The sequence below is a fragment of the Haloplanus sp. GDY1 genome, assembly GCF_023703775.1.
GTDB lineage: Archaea > Halobacteriota > Halobacteria > Halobacteriales > Haloferacaceae > Haloplanus > Haloplanus halophilus.
On record NZ_CP098516.1, the window covers coordinates 120438 to 140115 of the forward strand.

The window sequence follows — 19678 nt, forward strand, 5'->3', positions numbered from 1 at the left end:
GAGGGAGTTGTTGTCAATTCGTATGCGCCGAGCGGGTATGAGCATTCACGGACTACATTGAATGTGGTGCTACATCGGCTACATCGACCCCGGTTCGGGTCGTACGATTTCGCCCAGGGCACAGGTAGAGGCTTGGAGTAGTGAGTACTGTTCTCGGTCGATTCGGGGCCGCGCCAGCGCATTCGCTCGCCACGCTCGTCGTCTGGTTCCGGTCTTGAAAGGAAATTTTGTTTGGAGTTCTGAGTTCGATCGGAGTGAACTCGGGGGTTGCTAGGGTTCGTTACAGTTCTGGATTCGACCACGGAACGGGGGGATCGTTATCGAGGTCTGCCGAATCTGAGCGTGACTCCAATTCATACTCATTCTCGGACTCGTACTCATGCAGCACCTGCGTCGAGTGACTCGGTGTACTCAGTAAGGCGCTGTTCGGTGTACTCTTTACAACTCTCGACACCAGCGCGTGCCAAGCAGAGTGCGTGGAAGCGAGACGCTACGACAGGATCGTAGTTCATGTCATCGTTTCGCACGCCACAGACCCAACACGACGATGGATTACGGGGCGAGTCGCCGTTCACGAATCTCATCAGGGCGTTTGCCTTGAAGAACGTGAGTGCCTCGGGGTGTTCCCGGAGGAATCGGCGGTTTCGCTTCATCCGGTTCTCTTGCTGTGCGAGCTGCTGCCGTTCGGCGATTGCATGAACGCGTTCAGAGACACGGGCGAGTTCCTCGTTGATGAGCGTCTCGAGCAGCGCTGGCGCGGGCCAGGTTGTCGAGACGTCACCAGAGAACTTCGCAGCGTGACTCCGGGGAACAGCCTCACCAGCATCAGACGAGCGCGACGACTGACCAACACGCTGGGGCGTGGCAGGCGTCGAGCGAGTCGATGCGGTGATCGGCGCACGCTCGAGAATCTGGATTTCGGATTCCCAGCGCGAGTCGAGCTTCGGTTGACCCTGGTACGTCTGGTTGGACCTCTTGTACGGTAACTTGAAGTCAACTAGGCGGACCACGTCACCTTCGTTCGGCTCGGCAAGAATCTTCTTCGAGATGATTACTTCACCATCGGCGTCATCCGGGTCAGCCGTTGATGCAGTGATCTCCTCCTCGCTTGATTCCCAAACAGAGACACGAACTTCATCCTCGCGGCGGTCACCATCTTTGACGATCATCCCGAATTTCAATCCGGGGACGTCAGCGTAGTAGACCTTCTTCACCACACCTTGCGTGGTGAGGTAGCCTTTCGAGGATCTGAGGTTCGCTCGTAGAATCGCGTTGATTCGCAGGACGTTCCTCGGGTTCGTCTCTTCATCCTGGAGTAGCTTGAGGAATGCCGATGTCACATCTTGGCCGGTCAGCACACGCTGTGCAAGATCGGACGCAATCGCGACGGGTCGGCGGCGAATCTCGTGGACGGTCTCGGCACTCAGCACTCTGCGTGCTTCAGTCAAGACCTCATCACGAAGTTCGGGGTCCTCAGCTTCGAGCTCCCGAAGGGGCTCGGCGAGGTCGTAGATCTGCTGGGAGACGGTCTGTTCACGACGCTCAGGAGCCACACGAACACACGCGCTCCGGTAGCGAGCGAGCCAATCCGTGTGTGCATCCAACGTCGCGGCCAGCCCGGTCAGGTGGCCAGCAGCATCGATTCCAGCAGAGACGTTCTTGAGCTCTGCATCCAACGCCAGTCGGCGCTCGATACCAGGAATCGACGACCGAGAGTACTCGGCTGGATTCGCAACGAGCGTCCGGAGCGCGACTAACTCCCCAGAGGGAAGCGTCACTTCCAGATCATCCGTTCTGACACCCTCGGCCTCGCGTGGCGTCTGTTCATCCTCGGGGATGATCTTCAGCGCACGCAGCCGGCGAGTGTGTGCATCCAGCTGGTCTTCAGGGACGAGTTGTCGTCCAAGGCGCACGGGAACGTCCGTCGAACTCACGGGGTCGTACTCATCGAAGCCAGACGCCGTGCCCGTCAACTGATCGCCAGTCGGGTCGGTCAGGCGGTCGTGGCCCATGTAGATGTACTGCCCACGTGCGAGAACATCGGACTCAGAGAGCGCATCAGCGGGTCGTCCGCGAGCGTTCATCTCAGCCCTCCACTCATCACTCCGAGACGCGACAATCGGTTGGCTATCATACCAGCCGTAGACGCCCTCGGATTCGAGTTCGACTTCGAGTTCGGAATCAGATTCCGATTCGAGTTCGCGCACACGTTGCGACCCCACAGTGCCACGGAGCCCACGCTCAGATGCGTTCGCTGACAGCGAGTGTGACCTCGCGACTGCGTCTGCATTGAGGTTGAGCCACCGACGAATCGTCGGGGATTCCACTCCGTCGTCGAGACGGCGGATCTCCGCATTGGAGAGGCGAACCGTCGCCGGGAATCCGTGTTCAGCCGCCTGTGAGAACAGGCGGATCGTGTGGGTGGGGTGCTCATCTTCGGTTTCGTGTTCGATTTCGGTACTGCCGTTCTGTAATCCGTCCTCAATGAGGTCGGACCTGTCGGTGTATCCACTCATAACAAGCTCGAAAAGCGCCGCGCTTTCCACTCTCAGAGACGCGAACAGCGCGCATAACTGTATCGTGGCCCCCGGCGCTGTACTGCGGTTTTTCGTTGAATACCCCCACAATCCCGCGTACATTGGACGGTCCGCAGCGCGGCGCGGAGGATCTCCCCGAACGGTCACGTTGGAAGGAAGCAGTCAGGGACGTGAACTCACTCACAGAACAGCGCTATCGCTCATCGAAAGTTGAGCGGAAAGGCGAGTGCGCCTTTCCGAGCTTGTTATGTTGAGCCGTTCAAGGCTCGTCTCTAACTACTCTTCTCTGGAATATAACCATACCGTCTGTGGGCAGTATCCACCACCAGGCTGAACAATCGACGAATTATTTATCGCTCAGGACGCGGGGCGGACTCGTAGCGCTCGATCTCGGCGGTTTTCTCGACACGGTCGTAGATCTCTCGGAGTGTCTCCTCGGCGCGAAGGAGCTTGTGATCCTTGAGGAATCGATGCCCTTCTTCGCTGACCCCGTAGAACGTGTATGGCAGATCGTTCTGCCGGCGGTCGTCGGGGAGTTCGACTTTCTCCACGATTCCTGCCCCTACGAGGCGTTGGAGATGCTGGCGGATCGTTGTTTGGCTCCGGCTCGGATTAACGTAGTCCAGTTCCTTCAGCGTCGGCAGTCCCGACGGATGCCCGAGGATATCCTGGACGAGCGAAAACCGCGTCTCTTGGGTGACGACGCTGAGCCGCTCGCGAACGGTGTCGAGATCGCTTGTGGTCTCGTCGGGGGTACTCATTATCCCCATCTTCGTGACGGCCAGGCTAAAGCATTTCGCCTGAATACGAATCGGTCAAAAGCGATACGCTAACCGTCTCAGTCGACGCATTGATACCGTTAGACGAGAAGCGAATCACATGAGTGAGGGGGCGGCTACTGTCGAAGATATCGCCGAACGTGCTGAAGCGTACCTCCACGAAACGTCGCTCACTCCTGAGGAGTACGAGGCGCTGAAACAGAGTGTCGCCGAACTCTCCCCGATCTTCTCGGCCGATCGGGCGTATTTCGTTCTCGGAAGTTACGGCCAGCCAGAGATCCGACGGCTCCAACTCGTCAAAGACCGACTTAATCGACGGCACGATGCCTACGCGTTTCTGATGGTCGATATCCGCAGTGAATGGGTCAACACATATCTCAAGTTCCGCCTGCTCGCGGATTATACCGACTACATCGTTGGCGTCGCTGAACACGCACAAGGCGGCTTCCTCGTCGAACAGGGCTACTTCACTGCCCTTGAGAAGTACTTCTCAAAAACGCATGTGTGCAAGCGAGAGTACGACGGTATTGGGCCCGAAGATGTCGATACGGGCGTTGACCTCGACAACCCGTACAGTGGGATGCAGACGGCGATTTTCGAGATGCTCGACGAACACGGGCGACTCTATCGGTGGACCACCGGGGACGAACTCGCCGAATGTATCGAAAACATCCCCTAAGCCGAGGTCGGTAGCAGTATCCGGCACTCAGAAATGGCGGAAAGGGATTCTGTCGGAGGAGAAGAGAGTTCCCTCATGCATGAGTCCACCACGTCGGAGTGACCACGAGATGGGTCACTGTGTTACCCAATCGGCCAAATTCCGTCGCGAACTCTCGATCATTTCTGGCTCCACGTAAATCCGCTCAGATCGAGAGTCTCTGCAGCGACTAGCCGGTCTGGTTTGCTGAAAATCGGACTCTGCCGAAGCAGTCCGAATTCCGCTACCTTAGCATCAGTATTGGTTCCCAAAGGGAGTTGAGGGGGTTCGAGAGGAGATGGCAGTGAGCCAGTCGCTTCTCGGGTTCCTCAGGAGTGATCTGCAGATGACCTATTACAACGACGGACAGCACCGCCTCTCGAACAACGATGTCGAGCAAGACGACCGCTTCGACGAACTCAGACTCCGCGGGCTCTACGAATCACCTCACCTCGAGAGCGACTGTCTCGGGGTCCGTCTTGAGAACACCGGCGAACTCATGATGGCCGCCCGTACCCAACCCGAATACGACGAGTTCGGCGTCGAGATCGAGGGCACCGGAGGCCAAGAACTCGACGCCTATTGGGTGGGTGCGAGCCTCCGGACCACCCAGGCCCGCGACGTTGACCCGATGGATCTCGCCGACGAGGATCTTACTGGACTCCCGCTGGAAGCCCAGGAACGACTCCACGGACTTCGCGAAGAGCGCAAGCGTCAGCGCGAAAAAGCGCTCGCCACTCACGTCATCGGTATCGACCGCGAGACACGGCGCCGAGAGGAACTCCTCAGCGAGTACCGTGAGCTCCGCGCCGACTACAACGACCGCGTCATCGGCGAAAGCATCCACTCCTACGACCCCTTCGAGCAACTCGACGAGGACACCAGCCAGCTCGTTCGCGAGGCCGCTGCCCGAATCAGCGACCGCCTCGTCACGCCCCCGAATCACGCCATCCTCGAACACCGCCTCGGAAGCAAGGTCGCCCGCGGGCAGGATCTCTTCACCGCCCAATCGAACGTCCTTGCCGAACTCTACCAGGAAGCCGGCGTCGTGCAACCCATCTCGTCAGTGCCGGTCATCCCCTCGAAGTACAACGTAGAAGCCGACATCCAGGGGACGGTCACGACCCTCTGGCAACCCAAATCCGGGACACAACAGCAGGTCGGCCTCATCGAAGACGACACTGGGAGCATCAAATTCACCGTGTGGACGAAATCGAGTCAGGGAACCATTCTCCACGAAGGCGACACGGTGCGTGTCGTCGCCGGAAAAGTCGGGAAATACCAGGGGCAGGCGACGCTCGCCGCCGACTCCGAGACCCGTATCACCGTTATTGAGCGTGGCGACGGACCAGCGCCACGAGGTGACATCCCCACCGTCGACTGGGCGAAATACGCCGAGCGCAACCGCGAACGCGGTATTGAGCAACCATTTCAGAGGCACGGCGGCTGCTCGATACCCGATCTCGGCACGCCCGGTGTGCAGGAAGTCTCTCGCCCCCTCCACACGCCGGTTGATCGCCTCGACGATGAACAGAGCGGCCAGTTGGATGCCCACGAGTGGCTCAAAGCCACCGAGATATTCGACGAAGACGGCGACATCCCCCTCCCGACCTGGTGGCGTGAGCAGGCGAACGTCGTCTCTATTCTCGTCGACATCGACGCCGACCAAGACGCCATCAACGCCGCCGTCCACACCGTCATCTCTACCTCCTGGCCCGAATCCACACCCGCACCAGAACATCCCGTTCCACAGGGAAAGCGCCGCCTCTGGGCGCTCGTGCGTAATCTCGACCACTTCGGGACCGCTCTCGACACCGGAGACGAGGCGGACTCGAATTCGGGGACTGTCGAGGCCAAAGCAGAGACCGCTGAGGACGCCAGGGTGAACGCGCTCACCGGCGTTGCCACTCCCGACTCTTCTGAGACGACAGCGACGACAGAGTCGAGCCTCAGCCTCCCCACAACGACGTGTCGGTGTCCCGAGTGTGCTCACGACCGAGCGCACTATCGGCTCGTCCAACTCCGTTCCATCGACGAACCGCCGACCAGACTCCTCTCCTGTGCCAGTTGCGGCCAGCGCTGGCGCGAGGACAGCTAATCAATACAGACCGACTCGACTGGATTTCGCGACTACCTCAAACAATCATGTGTTCCCACGTCAACTCCAATCCCGATAGCAACGCCTCCGAAACTACTCCCACCAACAACGAGCTGTTCGACCTCGATATCGTCGACGGCGAAGACCCCTCCCGGGCGGTCGATCCCGACGACCGTTATCGACCCGACCCACCTGGCCCCGGCCCGACCGTCGGGACGCGCTTCGTCACGCTCCAGGACGGTTCCTTCGCCATCATCGAGCGCGCCGCCCTCGGCGCGTGGATCAGCACCGACGAGACCATCAACCTGGAAGACGCCCGCTGACCAGGTTAGCTTCGGTTCGCAGGCCGTCACGACCGGCACAGCCTCCACAATTTTTGCTCCCCAAGGGGGTGAGGGGAATCGGCGGACAGAAGCGAGATACCGCGTCTCTCCCGTCGACGTCGAGTACCCTCATCTCGCCAGTGGAAAGCCACCCAGCAGACACCTCAGACATCCATGTCCACAAACGCAACACCACCAAATTCGGCGGTCGACGCCTCTAACGACGACCTCGCAACGGCCGCGACCGACCTCATCGAACAGTTCCCTGACGATGTCGAAAGCGACCTTCCAACCGTCGATGACATCGTCACCCGGCTCGACCAGATGGTCAACTCCTACAACGTGCCGCTCGGAGAGGCCACTCGCGCCACTCGCAACCACTACCTCGACGCCCTCGGTATCGAATACGACGACCTCGCGCTCCGCTCACAGAACGCCGGTGACGCAGCGCTCGACGCCATCGACACCGACGGTCAGTGGGTTACTATTACGGTCAAAGTCGTCGACCTGTGGGAGCCCACCAGCGACAGCATCGCTCAGGTCGGACTCATCGGCGACGAGACTGGCCGCCTCAAGTTCACCAAGTGGGCGAAAGCCAACCTCCCCGAACTCGAAGACGGTGGCGTCTATCGTTTAGACAACGTCGTCACCAGCGAATACGAAGGCCGCTACTCCATCAATCTCAACTCTCGGTCGACAATCGAGCGCGTCGATGATGATATCGAAGTCGGTGACAACGCCGAGGAGATGACCATCGAGGCTCCGATGGTCGCGATCCAGAGCGGCTCCGGTCTCATCAAGCGCTGTCCCCATGAGGACTGTACGCGCGTGCTCCAGGATGGCCGGTGTGCCGAACACGGAACGGTTGAGGGCGTGTTCGACCTCCGCATCAAGGCCGTCTTTGACGACGGCGTGAGCGTCCAGCACGCCATCTTCGATCAGGACGCGACCGAAGCCCTCGCCGACACCACAATCGAGGAGGCGAAACAGCACGCGATGGACGCCCTCGATACGACCGTCGTCGCGAACGACCTCACCGACGCGCTCGTCGGCCGCTACTACCGCGTCACCGGCCGCGTCATCGGGAAATATCTTCTCGTCGACGAAGCCGACCCGCTCCCGTAACGACGCGGCTCCCTGTTCTGTACGCCGACCAGCCACCAGAGTACCAACACCAACATCCTCATGAGCGACTCAGTATCCACAGCCGACAGCAGCACCGACAATACCCAGCGACAGGGCCGACAAGTCGCAAAGCGTGCCTTCGCCGCCGAACTCAACGACGCAACCCACGTCTTCACGGAGAGCGACGAAGAGCGGGCCCCGAACTTCGCGCTGCTCCCCAGCGGCGAGTCCGCGAACCGCTATTTCTTCGTCGGGACCATCACCGAGGTCACCGACGTTGGCAAGGACAGCGAGTATTGGCAGGCCCGAATCGTCGACCCCACGGGGACGGTCTTCGCCTACGCCGGTCAGTACCAGCCCGAGGCCGCCGCGTTCCTCTCCCAGCTCGAACCGCCCGCGTACGTCGCGCTCACCGCGAAGCCCAGCACGTACGAAACCGATGACGGCGATGTGAACGTCTCGCTCCGACCCGAGACCATCACCCACGTCGATGAAGCCACTCGAAATCAGTGGGTGCGCGAAACCGTCGAACGGATGGCTACACGACTTGAGGCATTCGAGTCCGACAACGTCGACGGCTCCAATCCTTACATCGCGATGAGCCGCGAACAGTACGGCGAAACCCTCTCACTCGACACCTACCACGCGGTGCTCAACGACGCCCGTGAAGACGTTGGGATGGACGCAGTCCCCGTCCCTGACTCCGGCCCCGGCGTCGACGAAGGCGAAAGCGAGGAGGAGGACCACAGGGAGAACGAGGACGCCATCGACGAAGCAGCCCTTGCTGCAGCTGTTGCGAACGCCGACCGTGCGGAGTGAAAGGACGAAATCAAGCTAGATATGGCAACACTCCAAGTCAGCACCGCCTCGAACGCACCGACCGTCGACGCCGCTCGCGTCGATGAACTCCGCTCTTTCCTCGACGAATGGCTTCTGGGGAGCGGCCCGTTCGACTTGCTCACCGCCGACGTCGTCGAACCAGCCACCGACCCCGACACCGGCGACACCCCGCCACCGTATCTGAACCTGTACGGGTACGCTTCGTTCGGGCCGGCACACCGTCCGACCGTCCGTGAAGCCGCCCGTGAAAACCTCAATGCCAATGGCGACCTCGACGACCTCAGCGACGACGCCCGCGAAGCCCTCATCGACGCCGAAACCGAGGATCTGGTCTACGACTACCAGCACGAGCACACCGAGGACTTCCTGCGCGAACTAGCAGCGTTCCTCACCGAGCCGTTCACCGTCCAGACCGCTGGCTACGAGAAATGTCGATTCCCCCTCGTCGGCTACCAATACTCAGTCGACCTCGATGGCGAGGTCGAACACGTTTCACTCGGTTGACCGGCTTGCTTGCCGCGGTCCGTTCACCCAGGATTCTCTCTGCTCCGCTTCCAACAGCACTCTGTCTCTCATGACCTTCTACGCCCGTCTCTCCGGCTACCTCACGTACCGCACCCACGATCATCTCGACGCTGCCATCCAGCACCTCACTCGCGGGGCCTGGCTCAACGACGACGAACAGTGGCTCGTCCGGGGTCATCCGCGACAGGTTCGCGCTGACTCTACCATCGACCACGAACGCAACCTCCTCGTCATCCCGCCCGGCGTGTATCAGAACCTCGGGCGGATCACCACCGAACTGTTCGCCGGGGCGACCGCAGGCCTTGTCGTCACGTCCTCGAGCGACAATTGCTTCGACGCCTGGGTCGAGACGCCCCTCCCCGACGCCGCCGACGTTCCCGCCGGGGATGGCGGCGATGTCTCCTCGATACAGTGTATCGACCTCGAACGGCTCGCGCTCTCGATCGGCCTCGGCATCAAGCGCCTCGGCGATCCCGGCCACGAACAGTGGCAGCGTGACGTTCTCAACGCCTTCCACAATCGCTACGACCCGGATGTCCACGACATCCTCGAATCCCCACACGCACCACCCGAGTGACCGTCAGCCGAAACCGTGCAACTCCACAAACTATGACATCGACACCAACTACGACTCCAGACACGTTCGCCGATCATCGTGAACAATTCGACGAGGAGTGCGTTCTGCACGCCCTCTCGGACGCCCACGAAATCGACCCCGACAACCCACCGACGGTCTTCTTCCTCGACGAAGAGACTGGCCGCGTCTTTCGCGTGCTCGATGCCACGCGAGGGTCGCCCGACTCCGGGTGGTTCATCCTCGCCCTCGGTGGCCCACACGCCAACGACGGCTACGAGCGCCAACGCCGCGTCCACGACTCAGATACGCACCGCGTCCTCCTCGAATCCGAGCTCGAGTACTACGACTACGACGAACCGACACCCGCCGACGACGTCGTGATGACCAGCGACGGCCCCGCCATCATGCGAATGGGCGAACCACCTCTCCATCTCGCAGACTCTTCGCAAGACGGTGAGACTGATGAGTGACGCCGACCGAACCGACGCCGCCGACCTCGACTTCCAGACGATGGCCGACGATCTCGGTGTCGCAGCCGTCGCCCCTACATCGAAGATTTTCATCACAGACGGGACGGGCGTCGTTCGGCGTATCGTCAGTTGCGACGTCGACCGAGGGCTCGTCCGCCTTCGCGACGAATCCAATGGCCAGGAATATGGTGTCGAACTGGCCGATCTCTGGTCGGACTGGCGCTACGACGACCTCCAGTTCCGCAAGCGCGTCTTCCTCGACTACGACGACTTCGTAATCGACGACGAACGACGGGCCGCGTTCGAGACACTCCTGGACGCTGCGAAAGCCCACGCCGTTGCACAGGACACCTCAAGTGAGGCCCTCGTTGAATCCATCCGCCTGTTCACCGACCTCCACGAACTCCCGTGGACGAGTCGGTGAGGCCGGGTTTGCACTGACCATCGATGGCGCTCGTTTGTCGCCCCCGCCACGTTAGAGGGGCCGCACCGTCCCGTCCCCTTCTCCTGGTACTTCTCCATGTCCCACCACTCTCTCGACGTTGCGACCAACGACACCAGCTCCGAGTCCAGCCCTTCCGGCACCGAAGAACTCACCCGGCAATGGTCACTTGACTCCGGCTGCGAACCAGAGTCCGAATCAGAATCCAAATCTGAACCCAGGCAATCGACCGGTGAACACCCCTGTCCTGAGTGCGCTACTGACGAACACCTCGTTGTCGACGATACCGAAACCTACTGCCAGGCGTGTGGTCTTGTCGTCGCTCGAGACATCCTCGACCGACAGCTCCCGTGGGTGACGACCGACGATGGTGACCGACAACCCGCCCGAGGCGGTACTCCCACCACTATCCGCCGCCACGACAAGGGACTCCCGACCCAGATCGGCTACTACAGAGATGGCTACGGGAACCAACTTTCCTCCAAGACGCAGCGCCGATTCAATCGCCTGCGGAAATGGGACGACCGCGCGAAAGCGAGCTCTACCCACCTCCAGTCGCTTCGCACCGGCCTCGGTGAAATCGCCCGCCTCGTGAGTGCCACCGATCTCCCCACATCCATCCACGACCGCGCTGCGAGACTCTTCCGCGACGCTTGGGACGCAAACCTCCTACGCGGACGCTCCATCGAGGCCATCGCGACTGCCAGCATCTTCGCGGCCTGTCGCCTCGAACGCCTCCCGCGCTTCCTCGAAGAACTGGCTACCGTCGCCCGCGTCGAAGAAACCGACATTAAGAATGCGTATAAACTCCTGAATCGCGAACTCGACCTCGCAACGCCACCCCCGCTCCCGCAGGACTTCCTCCCCCGACTCGCGAACGCCGTCGACGCTCACCGACGTGTCGAACGCCGAGCCCATCAGCTCGTCACCGCACCCGCTGTCGGCATCCTCGCTAACGGCCGACAGCCCGCCGGCGTCGCCGCCGCCTGTCTGTATCACGCTCACAAAGAGAGCGAGATGAAGAATCTCCGGCTCACACAGCAGCGACTTGCCGACGCAGGCTACACCACGAGCACGACCATCCGCAATGTCCGTCGCAAACTCCTCGCACTCAACGATGCGTCCGACCTTCCCGATCCCGACGCCACCCTCGCCGATTACCCCCGGTGAGCGCATCGCGTCGGAACCGCACTGCGCAGACTCGCTGTCCTACGCAACAATTGGACCGGTATCCGATTCCACTCTGTTGCGTAGGAGCGAACTGCCACCTCGTTTGTCGCCCCCGAGTCGGTGGAGCACCGTCATAATGGGATCACTCACACACCACCGTGCAGCGAATCGCTTCCAGACCGCTTTACAACAGCGCCTCAACGCCGCTTCAGACCCGAACGCGGCCCAGCAAGCCTACGAAGACGCACTCGAGGCGCTCATCGCTATCGCCATCGACGAAGTCGAACTCGACCGGGCCGCTCGGAACCTCGCGACCGACCCCGACGCCATCGACTTCCCCTCTCGACTATGATGAACACGCCGACATATCCCGATTCCGAGCACGACTCGCTCGCCGTGACAGACTCACGAACGCCTGGATCTGGCATCGGGCTTCGACCACCCGAACGATGCGATGTGCGATATCCACGCTCAGTTTTGGCCCCCCAAGGCGGTGAGGGGGTGAAGATGAGCATCATCCACGCCGTGACTGTGGTGCTTGCTCGCGAACTCCTCAAACGACTTGACGAGCAGCCGCCCGCCGAACCTGATCAGACCACTTCGACACGTATCGACTCAGACTAGCAGATCCTCGAACACGCTCGAAACCGATGAGTACCCACACCGAATCCGACAACGCCGACGCACAGCCAGCAACCACCCCAGAGGGCGAAGCCGACATCGACATTGAACCTGAGGTCGAGGTCGACCCAGAGGTCGGAGCCGAGGCCAGCCCCGATGTCGAAGCCGAGACCGAGCCCGTCGACCCCGATCACGACGACGTGACCGACGAAGAAGCCCCGGAAGAAGCTGACGACGACAACGAGGCGGAAGCCGAGGAGGACGAAAAAACGGTCGTCACGAGTCCGCCACAGCAGTTCCAAGCCGCTATCAAAGGTGGTGCAATCAAGGAGTTCGTCGGTACGCTTCGGGCCATCGTTGACGAAGCGAAGATTCGCGTCGGCCCGGACGGTCTTCACACCCGCGCGGTCGATCCCGCTAATGTCGCGATGTACGATGTCAGCCTCACGGCCGGGGCCTTCGAGTCCTACAGCGCGACCGATGGCGTCCTCGGAGTCAACCTCGAACGCTTCGAGGAAGTTCTGAAACTCGCCAAGAAAGACGACCTCGTCCAGCTCTCGTTCGATACGACGACGTTCAAGCTCATCATTCACATCGACGGTGTCGAGTTCACGATGGCGCTCATCGACCCCGACAGCATCCGCAAAGAGCCCGAGATCCCCGAGATGGACCTCCCCATCTCGTTCACGCTTGAGGAAGGACAGATCTCCCGAGGCGTGAAGGCCGCCGACATGATCTCAGACCACATCCGCTTCCGCTGCGATGAGACCGAGGCGACCGTCTACATTGAGGCCGAGGGCGACACCGACGACGTCAGTCTCGAACTCGCAGAGAGCGATCTCGTCGCACTCACGGCCGCCGAGGGGCAAGCACTCTACAGCCTCGACTACGTCAAGGACATCTCCAAGCAGTTTCCCAAGGGCACGGAGATCACGCTCACCTTCGGCGGCGACTTCCCCATGATGCTCGAGTACGAGTTCAGCGACGGCGAGTGCGACGTCCTCGCGATGCTTGCCCCGCGCATCCAGAGCGACTAGCCTATTCCCGCCTGCGGCCGCTGTCCGTCCCCCGAACACCAACCACGATCCTGTAGCCATTCGTATGAAATTCACTACCCTCAGCGACGGCGATACCTACGCCGACGTTCGCTTCGGCGACGACTTCATCGTCACTGTCGACCGTACCGCCCCCAAGGACGCCATCACCGTCCGCGTCTTCCACCCCGATATACCCGAGAAACCCGTCGGTGAACACCACCTTGGCCTCGGGGACGACCACGTGCCTACGCCTGAAGCACGCAGCGAGACCGATAGTGCAGTGACCGACCACGAGGGCGCCACCGGATAGCGTCCCGTCATACCCTAATGCCATCAAAAACCGATTACTCCAGGAAAACGAAGTGGAAGACCGGACCATACAGAGGCGAGCGCTCCATCGGAGGCAACTTCGTCTACTCCGGCGAAAACCTGCTCGACAAGCATCTTTTCGTCCACCGCGTCGCCCCTGGCGGCTTCGACTGGGGATGCGACGCTTCCGACGAGAAAGCTGGCCAACTCGCCATCGCCCTGCTCGCGCCGTTCAAGAGCGTTGACTACGCGGTCAAGAACTACCATCTGTTCGCCGAGAACTTCGTCCGACGTGAGCTAACCGAGGATTCGTGGGAGCTCAAGCGAAGCGACTTCCGCAATCCAGACTATCTTCGCGCTATCGACGGTCGAGATTACCCCGAGAATACCGCGCCCGGACCAGAGGATGTACCTGACCTCGAGGATGTCGACTTCGACACCATCACCTACGCGGAGGAGATCGCCCTCGCCGAAAAATACGACGACCTCCTCTGGCACCACGGTAATCGCCGAGACAACCTTCGACGCCTCCTCGACATCTGGAACGGCGACGAAGACCCGAGCAGCGACTCGGTCTCCTCGAGCAGGCTCTACCGGCTTTCAGGACTCAGCATTCCCTCGAACGCCCGCAGTACGCTCGTCCACGAGTTCGACACAATGGGCGACCTCGCCGGGTGGGTCTGCTTCGGTCGCCACCACCACCGACTGAACGGCATCAGCGAAGCCACCGCGAAGAAACTCCGAGCTGCTCGCCCTGGCTTCATTCAGTACTTCGGCGGGGAGGAGTACATCCCCGTCCACGAAGGCCGGGAGATGACGCTCTCGGAAGCCACGGGCGGCGAGAGCGCCCAACAGACGTTCCGGAGCGCCCTAGCTGACGGCTCCTCAGAGGATGCCTGATTCCCGCCTCACCCCTCAGTCGGAACTCATAGAACCCGTGTTCTACGCGTTCTACGGGTGGAACAAGTCCTCCGTGTTCTCCGTGTTCTCCGACCCGGGATTCGCGGCCAGCGGTCTGCTGGTTCCTACGCAATAGACTCCACTCGCCGGGCGGTCCAGCCGTTGCGTAGGACTCGTTTGTCTCCCCCCGGATGCGGTGGGGGACGAACGTCCGCGCGGAATCCTTCTACCACGTTGTGTCGTCATCGACGGCTCGACGCAGGTTCCGTACGGGCGTCCCACAACTCGTCCTCCAACACGGATCTCTCCAGGTTCTCCCTACCGAGGCTGTCCCTCTCTCAACCTGTCAGAGGCACCACTCTCGAGTTCCATCTCATCTCCGCCCGCTCCCTCTCTCTGCATCTGCATCCTCAGCTCCCTGACTGCGTCTCTCCTGTCCGCGCCGTCGTCGCGTCTTCCTCGATCCTGCCCCATGAGTCGACTACCATCTGCACTTGCACGTTCGTTCTCCGGTCTCACAGCGCCCGCTGTGCCCCCCTCAGCGGTCGCTCTTTCCGTACGAGGAATCGCTCCATCCCACCCAACCTGACTCCCATGTCCACCGACTCCACCACCACCACATCCGACGCCGAATCGCTCGCCCAGTCAGCGGCCGAGAACGAGAACAAGGACGCAAACCGAACCGACGGCGACGTCGACGCTGACGCCGATGCTGCGCTAACCGATCCTCCAGCCGTCGACCTCGCCGATCTCCTCACCCAAGAGACGGACATCAGATTCGCCGGCCTCACCGAGACCGACGACGGGACGTATTCCGACGAAATCCCACCGGAAACCCGGTGTCTCACCGATACGCCCCGCTCGTTCAAGCAGGCCATTCGCGTGCTGCCGAAGGCTAGCCCGGGCGAACTCTGGGCGACCAACGATTTCGTCGAGACGAGCGGCCGCGTCGATACCACCGCCATCCGCGATGTGCATGGTCTCGATGTCGACGCACTCGAAGCCACCACAGGTCGCTCACTCGAGGACCTCGCCGCCGCGAGTGACGCCTCCGCTGTCGTCCAGATCATAGACCACAAGGACATCGTCGACGACCGCCGAAAGGCGCTGAACGCCCTCGGCTACGACGTCAAGTTCCGATGGCAGATCGCCAGCGACTCCTACAGCATCATCAACCCCCAGGAGGCATATCTCCCCATCATCAGCGCGCTCCAGCAACGCGGCGAGACCGACGCCTTCGGCTGGGTGTCCTACCGCGACTGGGGCGGCCTGCTCAAGATGGTCGTCATCTGTCCCAGTCTCCGCCACGTCGTCTCTGGTGAACAGGCAGACCTCGAGGACGCCGTCGACGAAGACGGCATCACGACCGTCGCCAGCGCCGCTCAGGACCAGTCAGATGCGAGTGATTGCGACGGTAGAGACTCAGAAACCGACACTCTAGAGACCGTCGTCTACGGTGGCTTCCAGACTGGCTACGACTTCCGAGGCACACAGACACTCTGGGCGCGCCCGATCCTCTTCTTCCCCGACTCGGGAACAGTTCTTCCCGATATGGGAGAGCGCTACACGCGACGTCACTACGGGCAGGCGACGAACGATGTCCACGAGCGCAAACAGGGGCGGGTCCCGATTAGCGAGTGGTGGCGGAACATCTACGACGACATCGACACGCGGATGGTCGAGGTCGATACTGCTATCCGCCGGACGCGGGCCATCGCCTACGACTTCGACGACCTCCCGTTCACGCTCGAAGACTGCTACTCCTATTGGGGAGTCGCGTTTAAATATGCAGAGCGGGCTGCTGATCGCGCAACTTCAATCGCCATGCCCTCGACCCGTCCAACTGTGTTCAACATCCAACTCTCCTTGCTGATTGCGCTCCTCGAGGAATACGACGGGTCGATGGCGTCGAACTCCTACCAGGCATACCTCGAGGTCGCCGGAGAACTGTTCAGGAAGCCGGCGATGATGATTCAACTCGCGATGCAGGAACACGACAAGCAGACGGACGACGACACCGAGCGCGTGCTCCCCGAGAATCAACAGACACTCTCCGATGCTCTTGCGGACATCGTCGACATCCCTGGCATCAGCGTCGATACCGAGGTCGATCTCAGCGACCAGCAAGCACAGCGGGTTCATGATCGCCTCCAGCAGCGCCTCGGAAATGGGGTGTAGCCCCCTGTGAATATGACCTGGCTCATCCACCGATAGTGTTTTTAAGATTCCGCGTATATTGAAAAGCATGGCCGAATCTGCTGTCTCGCACTCACACCCCCTCGATACGATGCTGGCCGTCTCCGATGTGATTCAGAATAACCGGCTCGCACAACTCTACACTCGTGTCCTCGACCTCGATGCTCCGACTGTCGAAGAACTGGCCGAGGGTCTCGAGAGTTCGACGACGACCGTCTACGATGACGTGAAGCACCTCGTAGAGATCGGGCTGCTGGAGCGTGTGACGGAGACGCAGCCGCATCGATATCGAGCGAGTCGAGTCGATATGACGATTCAGGCCGATGGGGAGACGTTCCAAATCACTCCGACTCTCTTGGTCGCGCTCGCGGAACGCCAGTCGAACGAGAACATCAACCTCTACATTGACCGGCATGGTGTCAGCGGGCTCGCAACCGCCATCGAGTACGCTCGGGCGTACGCCCAATCCAAAATGAATGCCCGAATCATGGCTCGTGAACAGGAAATTCCCGTTCTCGAAGCAGAGACCATCCTTCAGGAGCTTCAAGAGATCATTCTGGACGCAGAGCCCGATATCTCGACGAGTCTCGATATTGACGAGCTTGACGCTGCCGTCGATGACCGCCTCGACGAATAATATCCGTGTCAGCGCAACTATTCCCGTCCGTCGAGAGCCACATCATCGATGCAAACCTCTTCATCCGGTTCGAGCGCCACGATACTGTCGACCTCCTCGAGCGCGCTGTCACAGAACATGATGTCGTCCTCCTCTTGCCCACGCGAGTATACGAAGAACTCACACCGGACTCGTATCCCTACGGAATTCCCCCCGTAGAGGCTGCCATCGACGCCGGCTGGGTGCAGGTTCTTGAGGAAGTCGACTACTCCAACCCGGTCGTCTCAGCCACGATGGATATGGTTCGCCAGTATATCTCCGTCGCCACTGACCGGCCCGAACACACGATTGAGCAAGCAGATGCAGAAGTAGGTGGTGCAGCAGCAACACTCCTCGAACACGGGCAGACAGAATCGATCGCCATCTACACGAACGACATCCCGGCATTCCGTGGGATCGAGCGCGCTCTCTCCCAGCATGGCCACGAGGATTCAGTTCAACTCGTCAAGGCATTCAACTTCGTGGAGTCTGTCGAAACCCGATATCAGTTCCAGGGCTGATATCCGCCCATCCTTCAGGGTGTCAGAGTCACCTCACCGCCCGAAAAGCACCGGAACCAATACAGCGCTGATTCTCGCGACGAGATTGAGGCGATGTCCTCTCTGGCGTAAACAACGGCGAGAATATTCCAGCATCCAATTCTGAAATTCTGAGACTCATTTATCGCTCCCTCAGGAGGTGAGGGAGCAGACCGAGTCCGCTCCACCACCACGAACTCATGACCGCAACATCCACAGGGAGTAGCGATGCAAGTAGCACTGACAGCCAGGTCGTCCTCTCACATCTTGTGAACCGACTTCTCCAGCGCGAAGGCGGTAACATTCCCGTCGAACGCGTCACGCTCCGCGTCTCCGACTACGTCGACCTCTCCGACCAAGACGCCGCCGACCTCATCGATGACGGCGCGGACGCAGGCATCTATACGCTCGACCGCTCGCAGAGCGGGAGCTCCACCATCGTCGGCGTCTCACCACAAGGACCCGAACCCCCAGTTATTACCGACGCCTTCGGCGAACTCCAACGTGACGAAGGCACGGACTTCCGCGTCATTAGCGTCGTCACCGACTCGATCAACGACGCACTCCACGACGCCGGCTACGACGACTTCACCATACTTGCCAACGCCAGCACTGCCGACATCGCTGGACTCACGGGGACACTCACCGAGAGTCGTGCCGAGAACCTCCTCAAAGAAGCCCAGCGACACGTTCCCGTCGGCTATCGCCTCGCACAGCGGGCAGCCGCCTACTACAGCCAGCGGAGTAACCCCGACACCGGCCTCGGGGAAGCTCGCGTCACCGACCTCTCGCTCGTCACCGAATCCGTCGGCGAACCTCGATATCTCGCAGAGGGCTGGGAGCCCGATGACGAACGCGGGATGTACGTCTCCAACATCGGACGGAACGCCGGGAATCCCGTCCCGACCGGCCTTCACATTCTCGACAATCCCGACCATCCAGGTGTGCCGAAGGCCGCGACCCATCCCGACGCGAGCTACGACGCCCTCCCCGTCGACGAACACGGCAAGGTCATCCCGCCCGCAGTTCCCATCGACCCACGCCTCCAGCTCCCGCTCGACGAGCTCATCGCGAAGAAGCTCGCCCGTGGCCTCGTGCCCATTCGCGTCGTCGGCCCGCGTGGATCGGGGAAGAACTACCTGCTGAAGTACCTCTGCCACCAGACGAACCGTGGCTACCAGTCTATCGACGTCGACCGAGCCACTGAACCCGAGGACCTCTTCGGACCGCTCGTCCCCGACGGCGATGTCATCGTGCCCCGCAACGGCGCCGTCAAACAGGGTCTCCTGAACGGCGATACCATCGTCATCAACGAGTTCCCCGTTATGCAGGCTGGGGCGGCGATCGCACTCCACCGCCTGCTGAACGAGGGGACGCTTCTCGTCAAATCCCACGGCGAACTCGTCGAACCACACCCCTCGTCCCGGCTCGTCATCACGATGAACCCGCCGACCCGCGAGTATCGCGACTCCGAACCAATGAACTCCGCCACTCGAGGTCGGTTCCGCGCCTTCGAGCAGCCCTACATCCAGGATGTCGAGGAAGAAGTCGAGACGCTAGACCGCCAAGTGAACAGTACGGATGTCGTCGTGGATCGCCCGACGCTTCGGAAGATCGTCCAGTTCGCCCACCAGACTCGACAGAACGAGTCCTGGCCGACGCTCTCGACGCGGAATCTCACCATCCTCTGTGAGCACATCGAGGACGGTGCCTCTCCGAAGGCAGCGACGAAGAACGAACTCTGGGCGGTCGCCGAACCAAATCAGTATCCTGAGGATGCCTATGAGACACTCAACGACTACCTCTGAGACCAAACAGGAATTATACTGCGGAGCGGA

The 19678-nt window shown here is 60.9% G+C and carries 20 protein-coding genes; 18 read left to right on the forward strand and 2 right to left on the reverse strand.

Translation table 11 applies throughout. The features are described 5' to 3' along the window. Positions 1-377: 377 nt before the first annotated feature. Positions 378-2639 (reverse strand): hypothetical protein, encoded by a 2262-nt coding sequence (locus tag NBT67_RS17290; protein ID WP_251344556.1) that lies wholly within the window; start codon positions 2637-2639, stop codon positions 378-380. Between the two features lie 248 nt (positions 2640-2887). Further along, the gene (locus NBT67_RS17295) at positions 2888-3298 is read right to left on the reverse strand and encodes a helix-turn-helix domain-containing protein (RefSeq protein ID WP_251344557.1); all 411 of its coding nucleotides are present in this window, start codon (positions 3296-3298) and stop codon (positions 2888-2890) included. 118 nt (positions 3299-3416) lie between these two features. Here NBT67_RS17295 and NBT67_RS17300 point away from each other — a divergent pair, with 118 nt between their 5' ends. The 18 genes from NBT67_RS17300 to NBT67_RS17385 all read left to right on the forward strand — a co-directional run bounded on the left by NBT67_RS17300 (position 3417) and on the right by NBT67_RS17385 (position 19648). Then, positions 3417-3995 (forward strand): DUF8170 family protein, encoded by a 579-nt coding sequence (locus NBT67_RS17300; RefSeq protein ID WP_251344558.1) that lies wholly within the window; start codon positions 3417-3419, stop codon positions 3993-3995. Positions 3996-4317: 322 nt separating this feature from the next. Further along, on the forward strand, positions 4318-6111 hold the full coding sequence (locus NBT67_RS17305) for a hypothetical protein (protein ID WP_251344559.1): 1794 nt from the start codon (positions 4318-4320) through the stop codon (positions 6109-6111). Between the two features lie 47 nt (positions 6112-6158). Then, positions 6159-6434 (forward strand): hypothetical protein, encoded by a 276-nt coding sequence (locus NBT67_RS17310; protein ID WP_251344560.1) that lies wholly within the window; start codon positions 6159-6161, stop codon positions 6432-6434. Between the two features lie 174 nt (positions 6435-6608). Then, positions 6609-7559, forward strand: a complete 951-nt coding sequence (locus NBT67_RS17315) for a replication factor A (protein ID WP_251344561.1) — start codon at positions 6609-6611, stop codon at positions 7557-7559. Positions 7560-7619: 60 nt separating this feature from the next. Then, a complete protein-coding gene (locus tag NBT67_RS17320; protein ID WP_251344562.1) occupies positions 7620-8378 on the forward strand; it encodes a DNA-binding protein in 759 nt (252 codons plus the stop codon). 21 nt (positions 8379-8399) lie between these two features. Continuing rightward, positions 8400-8903, forward strand: coding sequence for a hypothetical protein (locus NBT67_RS17325; protein WP_251344563.1), 504 nt, complete (start codon positions 8400-8402; stop codon positions 8901-8903). A 70-nt stretch (positions 8904-8973) separates the two neighbouring features. Beyond that, entirely contained in the window at positions 8974-9501 is a 528-nt protein-coding gene (locus tag NBT67_RS17330) for a hypothetical protein (RefSeq protein WP_251344564.1), read from the forward strand. Between the two features lie 32 nt (positions 9502-9533). Next, positions 9534-9971 carry a hypothetical protein gene (locus NBT67_RS17335; RefSeq protein WP_251344565.1) on the forward strand — a complete coding sequence of 146 codons (438 nt, stop codon included), beginning with the start codon at positions 9534-9536 and terminating at the stop codon, positions 9969-9971. Continuing rightward, on the forward strand, positions 9964-10395 hold the full coding sequence (locus tag NBT67_RS17340; protein ID WP_251344566.1) for a hypothetical protein: 432 nt from the start codon (positions 9964-9966) through the stop codon (positions 10393-10395). Before NBT67_RS17335 ends, NBT67_RS17340 begins: the two co-directional genes overlap by 8 nt. A 372-nt stretch (positions 10396-10767) precedes the next feature. Beyond that, a complete protein-coding gene (locus NBT67_RS17345; RefSeq protein WP_251344567.1) occupies positions 10768-11583 on the forward strand; it encodes a transcription initiation factor IIB in 816 nt (271 codons plus the stop codon). Positions 11584-11719: 136 nt separating this feature from the next. Then, a complete protein-coding gene (locus NBT67_RS17350; RefSeq protein ID WP_251344568.1) occupies positions 11720-11935 on the forward strand; it encodes a hypothetical protein in 216 nt (71 codons plus the stop codon). 577 nt (positions 11936-12512) lie between these two features. Next, on the forward strand, positions 12513-13241 hold the full coding sequence (locus tag NBT67_RS17355) for a DNA polymerase sliding clamp (RefSeq protein WP_251344670.1): 729 nt from the start codon (positions 12513-12515) through the stop codon (positions 13239-13241). A gap of 64 nt (positions 13242-13305) precedes the next feature. Beyond that, on the forward strand, positions 13306-13551 hold the full coding sequence (locus NBT67_RS17360) for a hypothetical protein (protein ID WP_251344569.1): 246 nt from the start codon (positions 13306-13308) through the stop codon (positions 13549-13551). Between the two features lie 17 nt (positions 13552-13568). Then, complete coding sequence (locus tag NBT67_RS17365; protein ID WP_251344570.1) at positions 13569-14450, forward strand: DUF6166 domain-containing protein; 882 nt, start codon at positions 13569-13571, stop codon at positions 14448-14450. Between the two features lie 594 nt (positions 14451-15044). After that, positions 15045-16628 (forward strand): hypothetical protein, encoded by a 1584-nt coding sequence (locus NBT67_RS17370; protein WP_251344571.1) that lies wholly within the window; start codon positions 15045-15047, stop codon positions 16626-16628. 67 nt (positions 16629-16695) lie between these two features. After that, a complete protein-coding gene (locus NBT67_RS17375) occupies positions 16696-17283 on the forward strand; it encodes a DUF7437 domain-containing protein (RefSeq protein WP_251344572.1) in 588 nt (195 codons plus the stop codon). Between the two features lie 5 nt (positions 17284-17288). After that, positions 17289-17822, forward strand: coding sequence for a PIN domain-containing protein (locus tag NBT67_RS17380; protein WP_251344573.1), 534 nt, complete (start codon positions 17289-17291; stop codon positions 17820-17822). 218 nt (positions 17823-18040) lie between these two features. Beyond that, positions 18041-19648, forward strand: coding sequence for an AAA family ATPase (locus NBT67_RS17385; RefSeq protein ID WP_251344574.1), 1608 nt, complete (start codon positions 18041-18043; stop codon positions 19646-19648). Positions 19649-19678 lie beyond the last annotated feature (30 nt).

Coding starts and splice junctions, on each gene's coding strand:
- NBT67_RS17375 (WP_251344572.1), top strand. CDS start 16,696: ATGGCCGAATCTGCTGTCTCGCACTCACACCCCCTCGATACGATGCTG.
- NBT67_RS17370 (WP_251344571.1), top strand. CDS start 15,045: ATGTCCACCGACTCCACCACCACCACATCCGACGCCGAATCGCTCGCC.
- NBT67_RS17385 (WP_251344574.1), top strand. CDS start 18,041: ATGACCGCAACATCCACAGGGAGTAGCGATGCAAGTAGCACTGACAGC.
- NBT67_RS17330 (WP_251344564.1), top strand. CDS start 8,974: ATGACCTTCTACGCCCGTCTCTCCGGCTACCTCACGTACCGCACCCAC.
- NBT67_RS17350 (WP_251344568.1), top strand. CDS start 11,720: ATGGGATCACTCACACACCACCGTGCAGCGAATCGCTTCCAGACCGCT.
- NBT67_RS17320 (WP_251344562.1), top strand. CDS start 7,620: ATGAGCGACTCAGTATCCACAGCCGACAGCAGCACCGACAATACCCAG.
- NBT67_RS17295 (WP_251344557.1), bottom strand. CDS start 3,298: ATGAGTACCCCCGACGAGACCACAAGCGATCTCGACACCGTTCGCGAG.
- NBT67_RS17365 (WP_251344570.1), top strand. CDS start 13,569: ATGCCATCAAAAACCGATTACTCCAGGAAAACGAAGTGGAAGACCGGA.
- NBT67_RS17325 (WP_251344563.1), top strand. CDS start 8,400: ATGGCAACACTCCAAGTCAGCACCGCCTCGAACGCACCGACCGTCGAC.
- NBT67_RS17310 (WP_251344560.1), top strand. CDS start 6,159: ATGTGTTCCCACGTCAACTCCAATCCCGATAGCAACGCCTCCGAAACT.
- NBT67_RS17335 (WP_251344565.1), top strand. CDS start 9,534: ATGACATCGACACCAACTACGACTCCAGACACGTTCGCCGATCATCGT.
- NBT67_RS17360 (WP_251344569.1), top strand. CDS start 13,306: ATGAAATTCACTACCCTCAGCGACGGCGATACCTACGCCGACGTTCGC.
- NBT67_RS17315 (WP_251344561.1), top strand. CDS start 6,609: ATGTCCACAAACGCAACACCACCAAATTCGGCGGTCGACGCCTCTAAC.
- NBT67_RS17300 (WP_251344558.1), top strand. CDS start 3,417: ATGAGTGAGGGGGCGGCTACTGTCGAAGATATCGCCGAACGTGCTGAA.
- NBT67_RS17340 (WP_251344566.1), top strand. CDS start 9,964: ATGAGTGACGCCGACCGAACCGACGCCGCCGACCTCGACTTCCAGACG.
- NBT67_RS17290 (WP_251344556.1), bottom strand. CDS start 2,639: ATGTACGCGGGATTGTGGGGGTATTCAACGAAAAACCGCAGTACAGCG.